Origin of the sequence: Oceanisphaera pacifica (genome assembly GCF_017498065.1) — a bacterium.
Classification (GTDB): Bacteria; Pseudomonadota; Gammaproteobacteria; order Enterobacterales; family Aeromonadaceae; genus Oceanimonas; species Oceanimonas pacifica.
This window is the reverse complement of sequence record NZ_JAGDFX010000015.1, coordinates 48,476-66,533: the sequence shown is the minus strand read 5'-3', so window position 1 is coordinate 66,533 and position 18,058 is coordinate 48,476. Positions and strand designations below refer to the sequence as shown.

Annotated in this window: 14 protein-coding genes; 11 read left to right on the top strand and 3 right to left on the bottom strand. The window is 48.1% G+C overall.

Going from position 1 to position 18,058, the window contains the following annotated elements:
- The first annotated feature begins 84 nt into the window (after window positions 1-84).
- Window positions 85-1,458, top strand: a complete 1,374-nt coding sequence (locus J3U76_RS12320; protein ID WP_208006280.1) for an MFS transporter — start codon at window positions 85-87, stop codon at window positions 1,456-1,458.
- A gap of 14 nt (window positions 1,459-1,472) precedes the next feature.
- Window positions 1,473-2,072, top strand: a complete 600-nt coding sequence (locus J3U76_RS12315; RefSeq protein ID WP_208006279.1) for a single-stranded DNA-binding protein — start codon at window positions 1,473-1,475, stop codon at window positions 2,070-2,072.
- Between the two features lie 75 nt (window positions 2,073-2,147).
- On the opposite strand, the gene J3U76_RS12310 is transcribed toward J3U76_RS12315, so the two are convergent.
- Window positions 2,148-2,585 carry a YkgJ family cysteine cluster protein gene (locus tag J3U76_RS12310; RefSeq protein ID WP_208006278.1) on the bottom strand — a complete coding sequence of 146 codons (438 nt, stop codon included), beginning with the start codon at window positions 2,583-2,585 and terminating at the stop codon, window positions 2,148-2,150.
- A gap of 120 nt (window positions 2,586-2,705) precedes the next feature.
- On the bottom strand, window positions 2,706-3,929 hold the full coding sequence (locus J3U76_RS12305) for a dicarboxylate/amino acid:cation symporter (RefSeq protein WP_208006277.1): 1,224 nt from the start codon (window positions 3,927-3,929) through the stop codon (window positions 2,706-2,708).
- A 312-nt stretch (window positions 3,930-4,241) separates the two neighbouring features.
- Between J3U76_RS12305 and J3U76_RS12300 the strand changes: the two genes are divergently transcribed.
- A complete protein-coding gene (locus J3U76_RS12300; protein ID WP_208006276.1) occupies window positions 4,242-6,191 on the top strand; it encodes an EAL domain-containing protein in 1,950 nt (649 codons plus the stop codon).
- Here the strand turns inward: J3U76_RS12300 and J3U76_RS12295 are convergent.
- Window positions 6,141-7,097: a 1-aminocyclopropane-1-carboxylate deaminase/D-cysteine desulfhydrase gene (locus tag J3U76_RS12295; RefSeq protein WP_208006275.1), complete on the bottom strand. Its 957-nt coding sequence runs from the start codon at window positions 7,095-7,097 to the stop codon at window positions 6,141-6,143. The two genes, J3U76_RS12300 and J3U76_RS12295, sit on opposite strands and share 51 nt — an antisense overlap.
- Before the next feature lie 175 nt (window positions 7,098-7,272).
- On the opposite strand from J3U76_RS12295, the gene J3U76_RS12290 reads away from it, so the two are divergent.
- The 8 genes from J3U76_RS12290 to tldD all read left to right on the top strand — a co-directional run bounded on the left by J3U76_RS12290 (window position 7,273) and on the right by tldD (window position 18,016).
- Window positions 7,273-8,316 carry a rod shape-determining protein gene (locus J3U76_RS12290; RefSeq protein WP_208006274.1) on the top strand — a complete coding sequence of 348 codons (1,044 nt, stop codon included), beginning with the start codon at window positions 7,273-7,275 and terminating at the stop codon, window positions 8,314-8,316.
- Between the two features lie 36 nt (window positions 8,317-8,352).
- Window positions 8,353-9,237 (top strand): rod shape-determining protein MreC, encoded by an 885-nt coding sequence (mreC, locus tag J3U76_RS12285; protein WP_208006273.1) that lies wholly within the window; start codon window positions 8,353-8,355, stop codon window positions 9,235-9,237.
- Window positions 9,234-9,722, top strand: a complete 489-nt coding sequence (gene mreD, locus J3U76_RS12280) for a rod shape-determining protein MreD (RefSeq protein ID WP_208006272.1) — start codon at window positions 9,234-9,236, stop codon at window positions 9,720-9,722. The genes mreC and mreD overlap by 4 nt, the downstream gene beginning before the upstream one ends.
- Before the next feature lie 34 nt (window positions 9,723-9,756).
- A complete protein-coding gene (locus tag J3U76_RS12275) occupies window positions 9,757-10,350 on the top strand; it encodes a Maf family protein (RefSeq protein ID WP_208006271.1) in 594 nt (197 codons plus the stop codon).
- 63 nt (window positions 10,351-10,413) lie between these two features.
- Window positions 10,414-11,883 carry a ribonuclease G gene (rng, locus tag J3U76_RS12270; protein ID WP_208006270.1) on the top strand — a complete coding sequence of 490 codons (1,470 nt, stop codon included), beginning with the start codon at window positions 10,414-10,416 and terminating at the stop codon, window positions 11,881-11,883.
- On the top strand, window positions 11,883-15,650 hold the full coding sequence (locus J3U76_RS12265) for a YhdP family protein (protein ID WP_341534345.1): 3,768 nt from the start codon (window positions 11,883-11,885) through the stop codon (window positions 15,648-15,650). Before rng ends, J3U76_RS12265 begins: the two co-directional genes overlap by 1 nt.
- 102 nt (window positions 15,651-15,752) lie before the next feature.
- The gene (locus J3U76_RS12260) at window positions 15,753-16,571 is read left to right on the top strand and encodes a carbon-nitrogen hydrolase family protein (RefSeq protein WP_208006269.1); all 819 of its coding nucleotides are present in this window, start codon (window positions 15,753-15,755) and stop codon (window positions 16,569-16,571) included.
- Window positions 16,571-18,016: a metalloprotease TldD gene (tldD, locus tag J3U76_RS12255; RefSeq protein WP_208006268.1), complete on the top strand. Its 1,446-nt coding sequence runs from the start codon at window positions 16,571-16,573 to the stop codon at window positions 18,014-18,016. Before J3U76_RS12260 ends, tldD begins: the two co-directional genes overlap by 1 nt.
- The last annotated feature ends 42 nt before the right edge of the window (window positions 18,017-18,058 follow it).

Here is an 18,058-nt window from a genome sequence, read left to right as displayed (position 1 = left end):
AGGAAGAATAAGCATTAATCTAGAGCGCCGCTCCGTGCTAAACTAGCGGCCATTTATTATCTACTACCACAGTGCAGAGGATTCATGAGCGACGAGCAAGGTTTTAGCCCCCGCGAACGGCGGGCCTCCTTTACCCTAGCAGGCATCTTTGGCATGCGAATGCTGGGCCTGTTTATGATCATGCCGGTGTTTGCATTATACGGTGACGAGCTGATTGGCTTTTCGCCTTTGTGGGTGGGTATCGTCATTGGTGTATACGGTCTAACCCAAGCGGCATTACAGATACCCGCCGGCTGGCTATCGGATCGTATTGGGCGAAAACCTGTTATTTATGGTGGTTTAGCGCTGTTTGCTTTAGGCTCAGTGGTTGCTGCTATGTCTGAGTCTGTTTATGGCGTGGCGATAGGTCGAGTCTTACAAGGTTCAGGGGCGATAGCTGGCGCTATTTTAGCCTTAGCCGCAGATATTACCCATGAAGAAAACCGCACTAAAGCCATGGCGATCATTGGCGTCTGTATTGGTATTTCATTTGCTATTGCCATGGTGTTAGGCCCAGTATTGGCCTCTTTTTTTGGTTTGTCTGGTGTGTTTTGGGCAACCGCTGTTTTGTCTATCGTGGGTATGGTAATGGTATATTTTATGTTGCCCAATAGCATACACAAAGGCCAAATTCGTGATGTAACCGCTGCACCTGAGTTATTTAGTCGCTTATTAAAAGATAAGCAATTGTTGCGCCTCGACTTTGGCATTATGCTGCTGCACTTAACGCTGACGGCCGTGTTTGTGGCATTTCCGTTGACCTTGCTAGATGCGGGGTTAGCGGCGGAGCGTCATTGGTGGCTATACCTTCCTATGTTGTTGTTATCATTCATATTAATTGTACCTTTCTTAATATTAGGGGCTAAGCGTAATATGAATAAACAGCTGTTTTTGGCCTCTATTTTAGTGATGATGGTGTCACTTATTTTAATGGCGACGGGCCAAGGTCATATAGCCGTATTGGCCGTTGCTATGTTGCTGTATTTTACCGCCTTTAATTTTATGGAAGCCTCATTACCGGCATTTTTATCCATGTTGGCACCAGCTGGCGCTAAAGGCACCGCCATGGGAATTTATTCCACTAGCCAGTTTTTAGGGGCTTTTTTAGGCGGTGTGCTGGGCGGTCTGTTATATCAAGAACTTGGCGGAGCGGGCGTGTTTTTATTAGTAGCCGCGTGTATGGCATTTTGGTTTTGGCTGGCCGCGGGCATGACAAATGTTAGTAAGGTGCGATCTCATATTCTGCCTATCGGTGTTAATATAGAAGATACAGCGCGCCGCGAGAGCTTGCTAACCCAGTTATTAGCCTTACCTGGGGTGCAAGAGGCGTTAATTATCCCAGAAGAGGGCGCTGCCTACCTTAAGGTAGACGGCAATGTTTTTGAATTGGATCAAGCAAAACGTTTGATTAACCTGTAAGTACGGAGCGAGTTATGGCCAATAGAGGCATTAATAAAGTTATCCTGATCGGCCACCTAGGTCAGGACCCAGAAGTGCGTTACATGCCTAATGGTAATGCGGTGGCAAACATTACGTTGGCTACCAGTGAAACCTGGCGTGACAAGCAATCCGGCGAGCAGAGAGAGCGTACCGAATGGCACCGGGTGGTGTTTTTTGGCAAGCTAGCAGAAATTGTGGGTGAGTATCAGCGTAAAGGCTCGCAAATATATATAGAAGGCCGCCTACAAACCCGTAAGTGGCAAGATCAAAGTGGCCAAGACAGATACACCACTGAAGTGGTGGTTGATATGGGCGGCACCATGCAAATGCTGGGCGGACGCCCACAAGGTGGCGGCGGTCAACAAGGTGGCTGGGGCGGCCAGCAAAATAACCAGCAGCAAGGTGGCCAGCAGCAGGGTAACTGGGGGCAGCAACAAGCGGCTCCGCAACAGCAGAGCGGCCAAGGCAATTGGGGTGGGCAGCAGCAAGGTGGGCAACCACAGCCTGCTCAAGCACCGCAAAATCCCCCAGCAGCACCGGCACCGACTTACAACGAACCCCCGATGGATTTCGATGACGACATTCCATTCTAGGACTCTTTAGAGCCTAGTGTTGAATGTTGAAATTAAGCCTCTGTTGATACAGGGGCTTTTTTGTTTGCGGATACTTTAAATTTTCTTCGTTTTAATCAGGTGTTGGTGTCTTTTATGGCGAGGAACTTGAGTGGTTAAAGGCGTCTGAGGGTCTACAGTAATGCCCTGTTTACGCATTAGCTGACGGTTACCAGCAATTAAGGGGTGCCAGTCGGCTAAGGGCTCACCTTGGTAGAGGCGGCGATAAGCACAAGACTCTGGTAACCAATTATATAAGGGAACATTTGCTGGCGTTAATTGATGGCAGTGGGGAACTTTTGCAAAACGGTGCTGATAATCACTGCAACGGCTTTGTTCTGCATCGAACAGTTCGCAGCCAATATTAAATACCCGAACCTCGTTTTTTCTCTCTTCACGTACTAAGCAACATTGGCCACAACCATCGCATAGGACTTCCCATTCTTTAGCGTTTAACTCTAAAAGTGAGTAACGCTCCCAAAATTTAGCGCGCATTGATATATCACTTCATATAATCAAACAGGCTAACATTAGACGATATTCGATACATTTAGTCTAATTTTGGGTTTGCTCGCCGCATTTTTGCTTGGTTGTGGCTTGTTACTGTTTGTTACTTTACCCCGTTGTGGTTGAGGGGTTTTCATCAATCACGGCGGCGCCAATGATATCGCCGGTTACGTTAGAAGCGGTGCCGCCCATATTAATTAAAGCATCGACACCGGCAATAAGTGCCACAATTTCTAAAGGTAAGCCAAATAAACTTAACACCGCAGATAAGGTGACTAAGCCTGCGGCTGGTACACCTGCGGTACCAATAGAGAGCAGGGTACCAATCACCACTATGGTCATTAAATCTATCCAAGCAAGATCAAGGCCTGTGATATTAGCGGCAAAAACCAGCGATACCCCCATGCGTAGGGCACCGCCGTCTGAGTTGAAAATGGCCCCTAACGGCAGGGCAAAGTTGGCGGTTTTTTCTGATACGCCCGCTTTTTTTGCTGAGGAAATGGCGATAGGTAAAGTGGCTAAGCTGCTCGTAGTAAAAAAAGCCGTGGCATAGGCTTCTTTTATATCCGCTAAAAAGCGCAGCACAGGGTGACCGGATAATTTTAGGAAGCCGGTGTAGACCAGTGCCCATAAAATTACTAAGCCTAAATAAAAAGTGGCGATAAAGACTAGCAACGACTTTAGCGTTGTCCAACCTTGGCTACCAAAGGTGGCGGCACTAATGGCAAACACGCCGATGGGGGCATACAGCAAAATCCCATCGAGTATTTTGTAAAATAACTCATTAAATGCGCTAAAAAAGCGCTCTAACAAAGCACCGTGGGCCTGCATCTTTTGCTCGCTAGAATAAGTCATGGCTGATATAGCCATGCCCATAATAATGGCGATAAATAAGATGGCCATGAGATCTCCTGCCGCAAAAGCAGAAAATAGATTGTTGGGAACTATCTTCAACAGCATGTCGGAGGCATGGGGCACTTCGGGTGGCTGCACGACGGTATTAGGTAAAGAGAGTTGGCTACCAGGAGAAAAGGTCAGCGCAAGCGTTACCCCAATAATGACCGCCATGGCGGTGGTTGCGGCATAGTAGAGTACCAGTTTGCCACTGAGCCTGCCCATTTGCCGAATATTCATGCGGCCAATGGCCAGTGCCACGGTTAAAAAGATAACCGGAGTGGCAATTAGGCTGAGCAAGCGAATAAAAATGTCCCCCAGAGGGCTGACAATATCGGCTTGCTCTCTAAAAATGAGTGCTACTAGGATTCCCAGCAAAAAGCCGGCAGACATTTTAAGAACGAGCGAAGTGTCTTTGTATGTTTTCCATATATTCAAGGTTGAAATGAGCCTTTTAGTGAAGCGCCAGTGAGACGTGATAAGTACAGATTCTAGTCAGTGTAAAGGGTTGTTAGTAAAGAATGAAATGTAAACTCGGTAATTAATATCTAAATATGGCATAAAGTTAAAGCACGCTGTACGGCACTGTATGTGTGCTCGGGCAATATAAGACTTTACTTGGAAAGCATTGGTATTTTTGTGGTTAGACCATGATAATGATAGTTATGAGCTGCTAGGGGGCAATGTGCTCCATTAAAACAGCATTCAAGGAAGAATACCGGCCGTGACCGGTGTTGTTAGGGACTAGGAATGAAACTTACTAATCAGCTTACTGCCACTATCAGTTTAAGCATACTAGCAACCGTTATCTTAATCATAGTGGGAGCAGGAGTTAGCTTTTATCAGGTAGGTGAAATATATCAGCAACGCCAAGTAGACAGCATAGTGCGTTCTGTAGATAACAGTGGGCAGTTAGACGCGCCTCAGCAGCAGATTATGGGTAATAAGCTACCTGCATTGCTGGAAGCGAATAGTGTGCTTAAGCTGGTGATACTAAAAGGCGAGACTCCTTTGTATCGCTATGATACTCCCCAAGTACTTTCTGAGAGCGAGTTATCTATAGAATATCAGCGCTCCCTTATTGAACATCCAGAGCTTCATATACAGTTAGAGTTACGCCCCCCTCTTTATGAAGTGACACATACCTTAAGTTCACTTTTTTGGCTTGCAGGTGCAGTTGCACTGGTCTTTATTGGCACCTTGTTTATGTTGCGTTGGCTTAGGCGGCAGCTACGTGGGGCTGAACTACTTGATTTGCGTGGACAATATATTTTGCAAGATAAGCAAAATACCTTGCAACATGACCCGCAGCAAGAATGGCCAAGCTCTGTAAGTCAAGCGCTCGATCGATTGTTGCTAGAGCTAGAAGACGCCAGTAAAGAGCGTAGTCGGTTCGATACCTTTATGCGCACTAATGTTTTTATGGATAAAAAGTTAGGTATTGGTAACCGGGCGTTTTTTGATAATCGCTTAGAGGCTATGCTCAGTGATCCTAGTAGCCATGCCGGTGCCTTGCTGATCGTTAAACTGCAAGATGTAGAAAGTATTAACTATTATTTGGGCTATGATCGCGGTGATGAGGTGTTGTCTGCGGCGGCTGTGTACTTAAATAATTTTATTCAGCGTATTCCTGGTGCATTACAAGCCCGCTACAGTGGTAACACCTTTGCTTTGTTATTACCTAATGTTGTCGAAAGTGAGGCGCAAGATATTGCACGCCAAGCGATGAGTGTGTTGCGTCGTTTGCACTGGCCGGATGCGGTACACGATCCGGCAATTTACATCGGCGGAGTTTGTTTTCGCTACAAAGAGTCTTTAGTACAAATTCAAGAGGAAGCTGAGTTGGCTTTGCGCAGTGCCGCGCTGCAGGGCGGTGAGGGTTACTTTATGTATTATAAAGGTATCACTGAGGCCAGTATGGGTAAGGGCACTGTGCGCTGGCGTACTCTGTTAACTCGTTTGCTAGAGCGAAATTTAATTCAACTAGATCGCCAAGGAATTTATACGGAGACTAACCGCGCTCCCATCATGTATGAATTATTAGCGCGTATTCAAGATGAGCAAGGCAAGGTGCTGTCGGCTGGATACTTTATACCCATGGCGGAAAAATGCGGGCTGTCCAAAGAGTTAGATAAAGCCTTAGTGGTGAAAACACTCGGCTACCTAGAGAGTGATGAGCATAAGATTGCGATGACACTCAATATTAGCGCTGCTAACTTGCTGGCCCGTGACTTTTATAGTTGGCTACTTTTTGAGTTAATTCAACGGCCTAAATCATTCCTTAATAGGTTGGTAGTCGAGCTGTCTGAAGCTCAGGTTAGCCGACATTATCAAGCATTAAAGAAACCGTTGCGTGGTCTTAAAGCACTCGGCTGTCAGCTAGCTGTAGACCAAGCAGGGCAAAATATTGTGAGTACTGAATATATACAAGATTATAATTTAGATTACCTTAAATTACATTCAAGCTTAGTGCGCGATATTAACGCCAAGCCCGCTAATCAAATGGCAGTGAGGAGCTTAATCGGTAACTGCGTCGATCGTGCTACCTTAGTGATTGCCATGGGTGTAGAAACACAAGAAGAGTGGCAATGCTTAGCGCAACAGGGCGTGTATGCGGGGCAAGGCTATCTTTTTGCTCGGCCCGAACCTTTAGCGCAGCTTCAAGGTACCACGGGCTCCTTGCAGTCCGCCGGTGTGTAAGAAGACTAGCTGACTACCTCTTGGGTATAAGCCGGCGGCGATATCGCGAAATAATCCTAATAGCGCCTTACCGCTATAAATAGGTTCAAGTGGTAAATTGAGCTGCTCGGCTAGCAAGTCGATGTTAGTTTTATCATTGACGGAGCATTTAGCATAACCGCCGCCGTGATGCTCTAAAGCTAAGCGCCAGCCATTATCAAGCGCCGCCTTAGGATAAAGACGACAAATTTCGTCGGATAGCCACCGCGCACCTTTTAATACCGCATAGCCGGTGACTTGTGTCTGTTGTGGGCGCTGAGAGAGTAAGCCGGCGAGTGTCCCTCCACTGGCAACCGGCACTATTAGATGGTCAATATTGGGTGCGTTTTGTCCCTGTTGCAAACTGAGCCCATAACGTAAGTCTTGCCACACTTCTGCCACGCCCGGTAACGCGGCGTCGCAGCTGCCACCTTCAGGCACAATTATATATTTTGGGTAGCGCTGACTTAGTTCGGCTAACCAATCCGCCTCTTGGCGACGGCGATATTGCTGGCGGTCGACAAATGCTAACTGCATGCCCCAATGCTGAGCATCGCTTAGGGTAGGGTTATCTTGGCTGCTAGCCTCGCCTCGCACTATGCCAAGGGTAGGTAAATTAAGGTGATGCCCAGCCGATGCCAAAGCATGCAAATGATTAGAATAAGCCCCACCAAAACTCAGTATGCCGTTACTATCCTCAAGTAAAGCATGACGTAATATATATTTTAGCTTGCGCCATTTATTACCCGAAATACTGGTGTGGCGTAAATCATCTCGGGCGACCCATAGCGTAAGCTGGTACTGAGTGAGTAAAGGATGATGTAATAGCTGTAGCCATTGTGCTGGGGGAGGAGTGCAATACAGTTGATACCATTTAGATAGTGGCATATAACACACATTAAACGAGCGAATAGGTTCAGTTTAAGGAACTTCTTGTTCAATTGAAACTCGTACTCACTCTTTGTGTGGTTTTAGCTAAGCTTGTTCCTTGCCAGTAGTGGGCTGCGTTGATAAAGTTAGCCGCACTGTAACCGCTTTCATAATCCAAGGTTCCCTTCAGCATATGTTTAAAAAGCTAAGAGGCATGTTTTCTAACGATCTGTCGATCGATTTGGGCACGGCCAACACACTCATCTACGTTAAAGATCAGGGTATTGTTCTTGACGAACCTTCTGTTGTGGCTATTCGCCAAGAAAAATCGGGCCAAAGCCAAAGTGTTGCCGCTGTAGGGCAAGCCGCAAAGCAAATGCTGGGTCGTACACCGGGTAATATTGCTGCCATTCGTCCAATGAAAGACGGTGTGATTGCAGATTTTTATGTCACAGAAAAAATGCTTCAGCATTTTATTAAACAAGTACACGACAATAACTTCTTTCGTCCAAGCCCTCGCGTATTAGTATGTGTACCTTGTGGCTCTACTCAGGTAGAGCGCCGTGCTATTAAAGAGTCGGCACTGGGTGCCGGAGCACGGGAAGTTTATTTAATTGATGAACCCATGGCTGCTGCTATCGGTGCAGGTTTGCCGGTGTCTGAAGCCACCGGCTCTATGGTCGTCGATATTGGTGGTGGTACCACAGAAGTGGCGATTATCTCCCTTAATGGTGTGGTTTACTCGCAGTCGGTACGTGTGGGTGGTGACCGTTTTGATGAAGCCATTACTAACTATGTGCGCCGTAATTATGGCTCTTTAATTGGTGAAGCCACCGCAGAGCGTATTAAGCACGAAGTCGGCTCTGCCTATCCTGGTGACGAAGTGCTCGAAATTGAAGTGCGTGGCCGTAATTTGGCTGAAGGCGTGCCGCGTAGCTTTACGCTTAACTCCAACGAAATATTAGAAGCGTTGCAAGAGCCATTATCTGGCATTGTTAGTGCGGTGATGGTGGCATTAGAACAGTCGCCACCTGAGTTAGCATCAGATATTTCTGAGCGGGGTATGGTGCTGACCGGTGGTGGTGCTTTGTTACGCGATCTAGACCGTTTATTGATGGAAGAAACCGGCATTCCGGTTGTGGTCTCTGATGACCCGCTCACCAGTGTTGCTCGCGGTGGCGGTAAGGCATTAGAAATGATCGATATGCACGGCGGAGACTTGTTCCATTACGACTAATAATAAGGCCGAGTTGCTCGGGCTGTCTGTTACGCCATGAAAACCATATTTGGCCGAGGTCCGTCACTGCCAATCCGCTTAGCATTGGCGGTGCTGGTGTCATTAGTGCTCATTATAGCAGACAGCCGCTACCAGAGTTTTAATGAGGTTAAAGTCTACCTCAATACATTGGTGAGCCCATTGCAATATATCGCGAATAGCCCACGCATATTGCTAGACTCGGCGTCTAGTCAACTGATGTCTAATCAAGCTTTGCTCGCTCAGTCTAAGCGACTCGAGCAAGAGCTTTTTTTGCTGCGTGATGATCTCTTACAACTCAGTCATCTTGAGCAAGAAAACAGTCGATTGCGCGGTTTGCTAGGGTCGCCGGTGCGTTTTGATGCTAGACGTATGGTGGCAGAAATAATGGCGGTTGACTCTGACACTTTCTCACACCAAGTAGTGATTGATAAGGGTAGCTTAAAAGGCGTGTTTGAAGGCCAACCGGTGCTTAACGAGCAGGGCGTGGTGGGGCAAGTGATGTCGGTTGGTAAAACCACGGCGCGGGTATTGTTAATTACCGACAGTAGTCATGGAATTCCGGTGCGCGTAGCGCGTAACGATATTCGCGCTATTGCCAGCGGTAGTGGGCAACTTAACCGCTTATCGCTGCATAATATTACCCGCAACACCGACATTCAAGAAGGCGATACCTTGTTGAGCTCTGGTCTGGCAGGGCGTTTTCCTGAAGGCTATCCCGTGGGCAAAGTGAGCCATGTTGGGTATGAAGAAGGTCAGCCGTTTGCCGATATTCAGGTTGAGCCTTTTGCTGCATTAGACAGAGTGCGTTATTTATTGTTGCTATGGCCTGAGCCTAAAATTATTGATGTGGATGCTGCCGTAGCTTTAGAGGCTGATGCTAAGGAACAAGTATCCCAATGAGACGATTTTCGCTAAAAGGACGTATGATGATCGCGGGGAGCTTGCTGCTCGCACTGGTGTTATCTATTTTGCCTTTGCCAGAGCTGATTGCGCCTTTTCGTCCCGATTGGCTGCTCATGACTTTGGTTTATTGGAGCATAGCCCTGCCGCACCGTGCCAATGTGGGAACCGCATTTTTTACCGGTTTGCTATTGGATGTCGTATTGGGCTCAGTGCTGGGCATGCATGCCTTGGCATTAGTTATTCCTGTTTATCTTGCTGCTTCTCAGTTTCAGCGCATGCGTAACTATTCGGTTTGGCAACAATCATTTGTATTGGGCGCATTGGCGATTTTAAACAAGTTGTTGATATTTTGGGTTGCCTATATGAATCGTGATATTCAGCTGGATTATCATTATTTTTGGTCCATCGTCAGCACTATGGTGTTTTGGCCATGGGTATTTCTACTGTTGCGCAAAGGCCGCCGTCACCTCGCTTTGGCTTAAAAACACACTCATTACCTCTTACGGTATACAGACAATGTCTCCACACATTTATTTAGCCTCTGGTTCCCCTCGTCGCCATGAACTCTTAGCCCAGTTAGGCATAACTTTTGCCGTGTTGCGCCCAGAGGTGGAAGAGCTTCGGCACCCTAACGAAGAGGCTGCAACCTATGTAGCACGCTTGGCCTGCGATAAAGCCAAGGCGGGGTTGCAGGTTGCTCCTACCCTCATTCCTGTACTCGCTGGCGATACCATAGTGGTGCTAGACGGCGACGTATTAGAAAAACCCATAGATAAAGCTGACGGTGTGGCTATGTTGCGTCGTTTATCGGGGCGTACTCATCAGGTAATGACCGCCATGGCACTGGCGACACCTAAGCCCCAAGCAAAGGGTCACTTACTAAACACCGTGACTGTGTGCACTCAGGTGAGGTTTCGTACGCTAAGTGACGCCGACATTGAGCGCTATTGGGCTAGTGGTGAGCCAGTAGATAAAGCAGGAGGCTACGGTATTCAAGGCTTAGGCGGGCGCTTTGTTGCGAGCATTAATGGCAGTTACAGTGCCGTAGTTGGCTTACCCTTGGTCGAAACCGAAGCCTTATTACATCTGGGTGAGGTTTTGTGGGACTGATTTCTTACCCTAAGGGTAATCTATGTTAGTTTAGAGCATTCACTTCTTCTATGGACGGTAAGCATGTCGGCTGAACTGATTATTAATGTCACTCCTGCAGAAACCCGAGTTGCGTTAGTTGAAAATGGTATTTTGCAAGAGGTACATATTGAACGTCAGTCTCGACGTGGCATTGTTGGCAATATTTATAAAGGCAAAGTGAGTCGAGTGCTGCCGGGGATGCAAGCCGCTTTTGTTGATATTGGTGGTGAGCGCGCCGCCTTCTTGCATGCATCTGATATTGTCCCTCATACCGAGTGTGTGGGTACCAAAGAGCAGGCACATTTTCAGGCTGGCAATATTGGTGAGCTAGTGCGCCAAGGGCAAGATATTGTGGTGCAAGTGGTTAAAGATCCGCTAGGGACTAAAGGCGCGCGCCTCACCACAGACATTACGCTACCTTCTCGTTATCTTGTTTTTATGCCTGGCAGCGCCTATGTGGGGGTATCGCAACGCATAGAGTCGGAACAAGAGCGTGAGCGCCTTAAGCAGATAGTGGGGGAATATGTCGATGAACAAGGCGGCTATATTATTCGCACTGCCGCTGAAGGAGTGGGCGATCTTGAATTAGCGCAAGATGCCGCTTTTTTAAATCGATTATGGCGAAAAATTCAAGAGCGTCGTCGAAAACTCTCTGCTTGCTCGATCTTGTATGAAGATCTTGGGCTAAGCTGTCGTATTGTGCGCGACTTTGTCGGCGCTGAGCTGGATCGAGTGCGAATAGATTCACGCAGTACCTGTGAGACTCTTAGCCACTTTGTGGAAGAGTTTGTGCCCGAGTTATCCGGTAAAGTTGAGTATTATCACGGCGATTCACCGATTTTTGACTTATATGATGTTGAAAATGAAATACAACGGGTGTTAAGTCGAAAAGTAGAGCTTAAATCGGGTGGTTATTTGATTATTGACCAAACAGAAGCCATGACCACGGTTGATATTAATACCGGTGCTTTTGTGGGGCACCGTAATCTTGAAGAAACCATCTTTAATACCAATATCGAGGCCACCCAAGCCATTGCTCGTCAGTTAAGACTACGTAATTTAGGCGGTATTATCATTATTGATTTTATTGATATGTACGATGCCGACCATAAACGGCGTGTCTTACAGAGCCTAGAAATGGCGTTAGCTAAAGATCGCGCTAAAACCAATGTAAATGGCTTTTCTCAGCTTGGGTTAGTTGAAATGACGCGCAAGCGTACCCGAGAAAGCTTAGAGCATGTGTTGTGTGGTGCTTGCCCCGAATGTGCTGGACGGGCACGAGTGAAAACAGTTGAAACCGTTAGCTATGAGATATTGCGCGAAATTACCCGTGTGAATAAAGCCTATGCCGCCGATAAATTTGTGGTGTATGCCTCGCTAGCAGTGGCCTCAGCGCTACAAGAAGATGAAAGTCATATGTTGGCGGAATTAGAAGTCTTTATCGGTAAGCAGGTAAAAGTACAAAGTGAGCCTTTGTATAACCAAGAGCAATTTGACGTGGTAATGATGTAGTGTCGGTGGTATTAAGGCGAGGTGTTAGCTGGGCCTGGTTAAGCGTTGCCTTGTTAGCTGTGCTATTAGCGATATTAGTGACGCTACTGCGCTTTGGCTCGCCTTGGCTGGCTAACTGGCAACAAGATTGGTTAGCCCGCCAACTCAATGATCAGCAATTAACGCTAGAGATAGGCGAGCTTGGCGTGAGCTGGCAAGATTACGGGCCTGTGCTGGTGGTTAATCAGGTGAGCCTACACCAAGAACAAGCCCCTCCCATTACGCTACGTCGTGCCCTAGTGGATATGCAGTTGTGGCAAAGTATACGGCAATGGCGCCCTGTGTTGAATGAATTAACGCTGGACGGTTTACGTGTGCCCATGGTGCTGGATAGCCACTCTGATGCGCCCCCCATGTCGATTGATTGGTCAAGCTTGCGTCATCTTGTGCTAGAAGGCGTTGAGCAGTTTTCGCTGCAAGATGGCCAGCTTATTGTGAGTAGCCCAGACAAAGACTTAATTGAATTACATCTACCCGATTTACATTGGCAAAATAAGCCCGGACTCCATCAAGGCCAGGGGCGATTAGGATTTGGCAGTGCTGCTCAACAACAGTTACAGCTCAACAGCTATTTTATCGGCTCAAGCGATAAGCTCTCGGGCCATGTTTATATGCAAGCCGATAATGTTGATGCCACTGAAGCTTTGTCGCTTATTCGCCCCCAAGATAAAGCGGTCACTGCCAAGGTTAATTTTGAGTTATGGCTAGAGTGGCAACAAGGGCAACTCAATGCGGGTGTGCTTGAGTTTGGCGACAACCGCTTTGGTTGGGGGGAGCAGCATAATGTGGCCGTTAAGGGAGGGCGCTTACAGTGGCAACCCACAGATAGCGGCTGGCAACTGGCCAGTAGCAATATCGATATTAGTGTAGATGATGAAATATGGCCAAGTTGGCAGCTGCAACTCGATAAACATAACGGCCGTTTGCAAGGATATTTAAACCGCCTAACCTTTACCGACTTAGCATTACTGGCGCAGTGGGGAGAAAGTTTTTGGCCAGAGCCGGCACGCCAACTGGCGGGTATAGCCCCGCAAGGTGAGCTCACTAAGCTGTATTTTTCTGCCGATAGCAACCTAGACCATTGGCGTTGGCAGGGCGAGCTCGAGGATATTAGTACCCAAGCGTTTGAGTGGGCACCCAGTACCCAAGGAGTGAATGGCCACTTCTCAGTGAGTGCCACTCAGGGGCAGCTGAGTGTGCAGCAAGATGAGGCGGCCAACTGGACCTTTGATAATGCCTTTAGAGCGGCTTGGCCTATGCAGCGACTTGCCGCCAAAGTGCAGTGGCAAAAACAAGCTGAGGGTTGGACATTATGGAGCCGAGACCTTGAGGTTGATACCGATGATTTAACCTTGCAAGGCTGGTTTAGCTTACTGCTACCCAAGCAAGGCACTCCTTTATTGAGTGCCTCGGCACGGGTCGATGTATTGCGTGCCGAGCAGGCTTTTCGTTATTTTCCTGAGCCTGTTATGGGCTCTGAGCTAGTGGATTACTTGCAAGGTGCCATTAAAGGTGGCCAAGCTAAAGGTGCAGAGGTGTTGTGGTATGGGCGGCCACTGGATTTTCCTTATCACGATAACAGCGGTATTTTTCATGCGCGGGTTCCACTGCGCCAAGCTCAGTTTCAATTTGACCCCGAATGGCAAGCCTTATCGGCACTAAGCCTAGATCTCTTATTTGAAAACGACGGCCTGTATATGCAGGGCGATACCGGTCGTTTAGGGCAGGTTAACGCCAGTAATATTGATGCTCGTATAGTGCCGCTAGATGAGGATGGAATATTAGAGCTGAGTGCCAACATCAATGGCAAAGGTGAAGCTGTTACCGATTACTTACAGCATTCATCGCTTGCTTCATCGGTGGGCATTACCTTAGAGCAAATACAGGTGGCAGGCCCACTTAATGGGCAGTTAGCGCTCAGTATTCCTTTAAATGGCGGTGAGGTTGCAGTGAATGGCCAAGTTGATTTTTTAGATAATAAGGTGCGAGTGAAGCCTCTTGATTTGCCGCTGCAAGCGGTGAGTGGGCGCTTGGTGTTTGATGAGCAGCAAACCCACTTTAAAGCAATGAAAGCCCAGTGGCATCAGCAGCCGTTGCAACTCGATTATAACGGCCAACAAACACCCGACAGTTATCAAGTACAACTAGACATAACAGGCCAACTGCAAGCGGCAAAGCTCAGTGCCTTTTCTCCGGCATTAAGCGAACTGTCGGGAAAGAGCGACTGGCAAGGGCAATTAGACTTAACCTTGCCCAACCAAGGACCGGTGTCATATCAGTTTCGTGCCAACTCTGCATTAACCGGCCTTGGCAGCGCATTGCCAGCGCCATTAAATAAAAAAGCCACACAAGCCAAGCACAGTGAGCTAACTGTTACCGGTGATATTGATAACGCACAACTGCAGTTAAATGTAGGTCCACATATTCGCGGACAAGCCAAACTGGCTTTTACTAAGGCTGGCCCTCAGGTTGAACGCTTATGGCTGTCGGCGGGGGTAAATACTCGCCCACATAGTGCACCCTTAGATATTGCCATTAACCAGCCTGATATGGTGCTGGATGACTGGGTTTCATTGTTCAATCAGCTACAAGCCGCGCCCGTGGCAGCTAACTCAACCGCAGCTAATGGTATTCGTTGGCCTAGTCCTTATCGTATTGATGTGCAGGCCAGTCGTGCTCAATTGTGGCAACAACCTTTTAATCAGCTCTCGTTATTAGTCGAGCCTCAGGGGGCTCACCGCCACCAGTTACACATACAATCTGAACAAGCTCAGGGACAGGTACTGTTTGGCGGAGCCCAAGCCTTGCAGGCTCACTTTAGCCGCCTATGGTTGGGGCAAAAGCCTGCTGTGGGCCAAGAAACCAGTGAAAAGTCAGAGATAGATGTGGCTCCTGAGCAAATACCGGCTCTGGCATTTAGTTGTGATGATTGTCGTTGGCAGAAACTGGCGCTCGGTAAGCTGAACTTTAGTTTGCAGTCTGAACCCAATAAGGTGTTATTAACAGAATTTGACCTTGATGGGCCGTTATTACACGCACAGGCACAAGGGCAATGGCTGCAAGAAGATCAGGTTAATTTAAGCCGTTTAGAGTGGCAGAGTAACAGCCCCTCGTTAGAACGGTTATGGAAAGCCTTGGGTAACACCTCGCCTTTTAGTGACACCTCAGCAAAACTTAGTGGCCAGTTACGCTGGTTAGATGTGCCTTGGCGGCCAGAGTTAGCGCAAATGAATGGGTCGCTTGCCATGAATACCGGCGCTGGTGTGTTGCGTGATATTAATGATAAAGGCGCCGGTTTGCTCTCTGTCATTAGCTTAGAGTCATTAATGCGCCGGTTGCGGCTTGATTTTAGAGACGTGTATGCGCAGGGATTCTACTTTGATCGCATTAGTGCGACGGGTGAGTTAAACAATGGCGTATTACAAAATAATGATCTGTTATTAAAAGGCGCGGCAGGTAATCTGCGAGGCCAAGGGCAGCTCGATTTTGCTAGTGAGCAATTAGATTATCAATTTGAACTTGTCCCTAACCTGACGGGAAATTTACCGGCTATTGCTGCTTTTGCGGTAACGCCGGTGGCGGGTTTATATGTGCTAGCGTTATCTAAAGTATTAGGCCCTGTGGTAGATGTCTTTACTCGTATTCGCTATCAAGTATCGGGGCCATTGGCCAAGCCTAAGGTGACTGAGCTTGGGCGGGATAAAAAACGGGTGACAGTGCCGGAGTAAGAACGGCGGTACGCCTTACGCCATACGCTGTAAGACAAGAAGCGATCAAGTTAACTTACGGTATATAGCGATGTTTTACGCCGTATAATGAAGGAGCTGATAATGGAATTGGTGGCGTTACAAATGACTGCAGGGCCTGAATGGCCGGTCAATCAGGCGCGTTTAGCTGAGTTATTACAGCAATTACCTACCCAGCGGCCACTATTGGTGCTATTGCCAGAAAACGTGGCGGTATTTGGTCGTAAAAGCGCCATACAAGAGGCGGCAGAGCCTTTGGGTGAAGGGCCAATACAACGCCAGTTTAGTCAGTGGGCCAAAGAGCACAATATTTGGTTGGTGGTCGGCTCAATGCCTACCTTGATTGAAGGTAGCGAGCGCCTACATGCCACCAGCTTGGTGTATAACGAGCGAGGAAAGCGGGTTGCCCATTATCATAAGCTGCATTTATTTGATGTGGATGTGGCGGATGTGCAGGGCAGGTATCGAGAATCAGACAGCTATGCGCCGGGGGATAACGTCTGTGTTATTGACAGTCCGTTTGGTCGTTTAGGCTTATCTATCTGTTATGATTTGCGCTTTGCACCACTTTATAGCGCCTTGCGTGACCAAGGTGCCGATATTTTATTGGTGCCTGCAGCATTTACTCGGGTTACCGGTGAAGCGCATTGGCAGCCGTTATTACAGGCTAGGGCCATCGAAAACCAGTGTTATGTACTGGCGGCCGGCTTATACGGTGAGCAAGGTAAGCGGCCTACTTGGGGGCACTCGATGATTATTAGCCCTTGGGGAGAGATTGAATGCTGTTTGCCTGAAGGCGAGGGGCTGGTGAGCACGCCCATAGACACAAAGCGACTGGCAGATATTCGTCGGCAAATGCCAGTGGCACAACATGGCCGCTTAAACGCGGTTTGGAGAGATTAATGAGTATTGAACAACTAAACAACAGCATTTTGGTGCCTAATGACTTAGATATGGCGTTGTTAAACGCTCAGCTGGGGCGTCTTAGCCGCCATCAGATTGACTTTGCCGACTTATATTTTCAAAACAGCGTACATGAGTCTTGGGTATTAGAAGATGGCATCGTAAAAGATGGCAGTTACAACATAGAACAAGGCGTGGGGGTTCGTGCCATTAGTGGTGAAAAAACCGGATTTGCTTACTCTGATGAGCTGACTGCAGCGTCACTTGATCAAGCGGTGAGTGCGGCACGCGGTATTGCTGAGAAGGGCGGTGATGGTCGCTTTAAAGTGGGGGCCGAGCGTCCAATCACGAGTCGTTATATGGGGGTGAACCCTTTAGATAGCTTAAGCCGCGAGCAAAAAATTGAGTTATTACAGCAAATGGATGCCTTTGGTCGCAGCCTAGCCCCTGCGGTGACGCAGGTCATTGCCTCTATTTCGGGTGTATATGAAGAAATATTAGTGCTGGCAACCGATGGCACTTTAGCCACCGATTTACGACCATTAGTACGCTTAAACTGCTCGGTATTGGTTGAGCGCAATGGTCGCCGAGAGCGTGGCGGCAGTGGCGGTGGCGGCCGTACTGGTTATGAATATTTTTTAGACGAGCTAGACGGCCAGCCCAGAGCCATGAGCTATGTCAAAGAGGCAGTACGCCAAGCGTTAGTCAATTTAGAAGCCATTGATGCCCCAGCGGGCACTATGCCAGTGGTATTAGGCTCAGGTTGGCCTGGAGTCTTGCTTCATGAAGCGGTCGGTCATGGTTTAGAAGGGGATTTTAACCGCAAAGGCTCCTCGGCTTATGCAGGGCGCGTGGGTGAGAAAGTGGCTTCTAGCCTCTGTACCATAGTGGATGATGGCACCTTGGCCGATCGTCGCGGCTCTTTATCTATTGATGATGAAGGCACGCCAGGTGCGTATAACGTGCTGATCGAAAACGGCATTCTTAAAGGTTATATGCAGGATAAGTTAAATGCTCGCTTAATGGGAGTAAATCCCACGGGTAATGGTCGCCGTGAGTCGTATGCGCATTTACCCATGCCGCGTATGACTAATACCTATATGCTGGGCGGTGAAGCACCGCCTGCCGATATTATTCAAAGTGTTAAAAAAGGCATTTATGCCCCTAACTTCGGGGGGGGGCAGGTGGACATTACCTCGGGTCGTTTTGTGTTTTCAGCGTCTGAGGCTTACCTGATTGAAGACGGCAAAATAACCACACCTATCAAAGGCGCCACCCTTATTGGTAATGGACCTGAAGCCATGAGTCAGGTGTCTATGGTGGGCAATGATTTAGCATTAGATGCGGGTGTGGGGGTGTGCGGAAAAGAGGGACAAAGCGTGCCCGTTGGCGTAGGTCAACCCACTCTCAAATTAGACCAATTGACGGTAGGTGGCACTCAGTAACTCGGGCCCTTCGGGCTGCGGTAAGCTGTCAGTTAAAGAAAA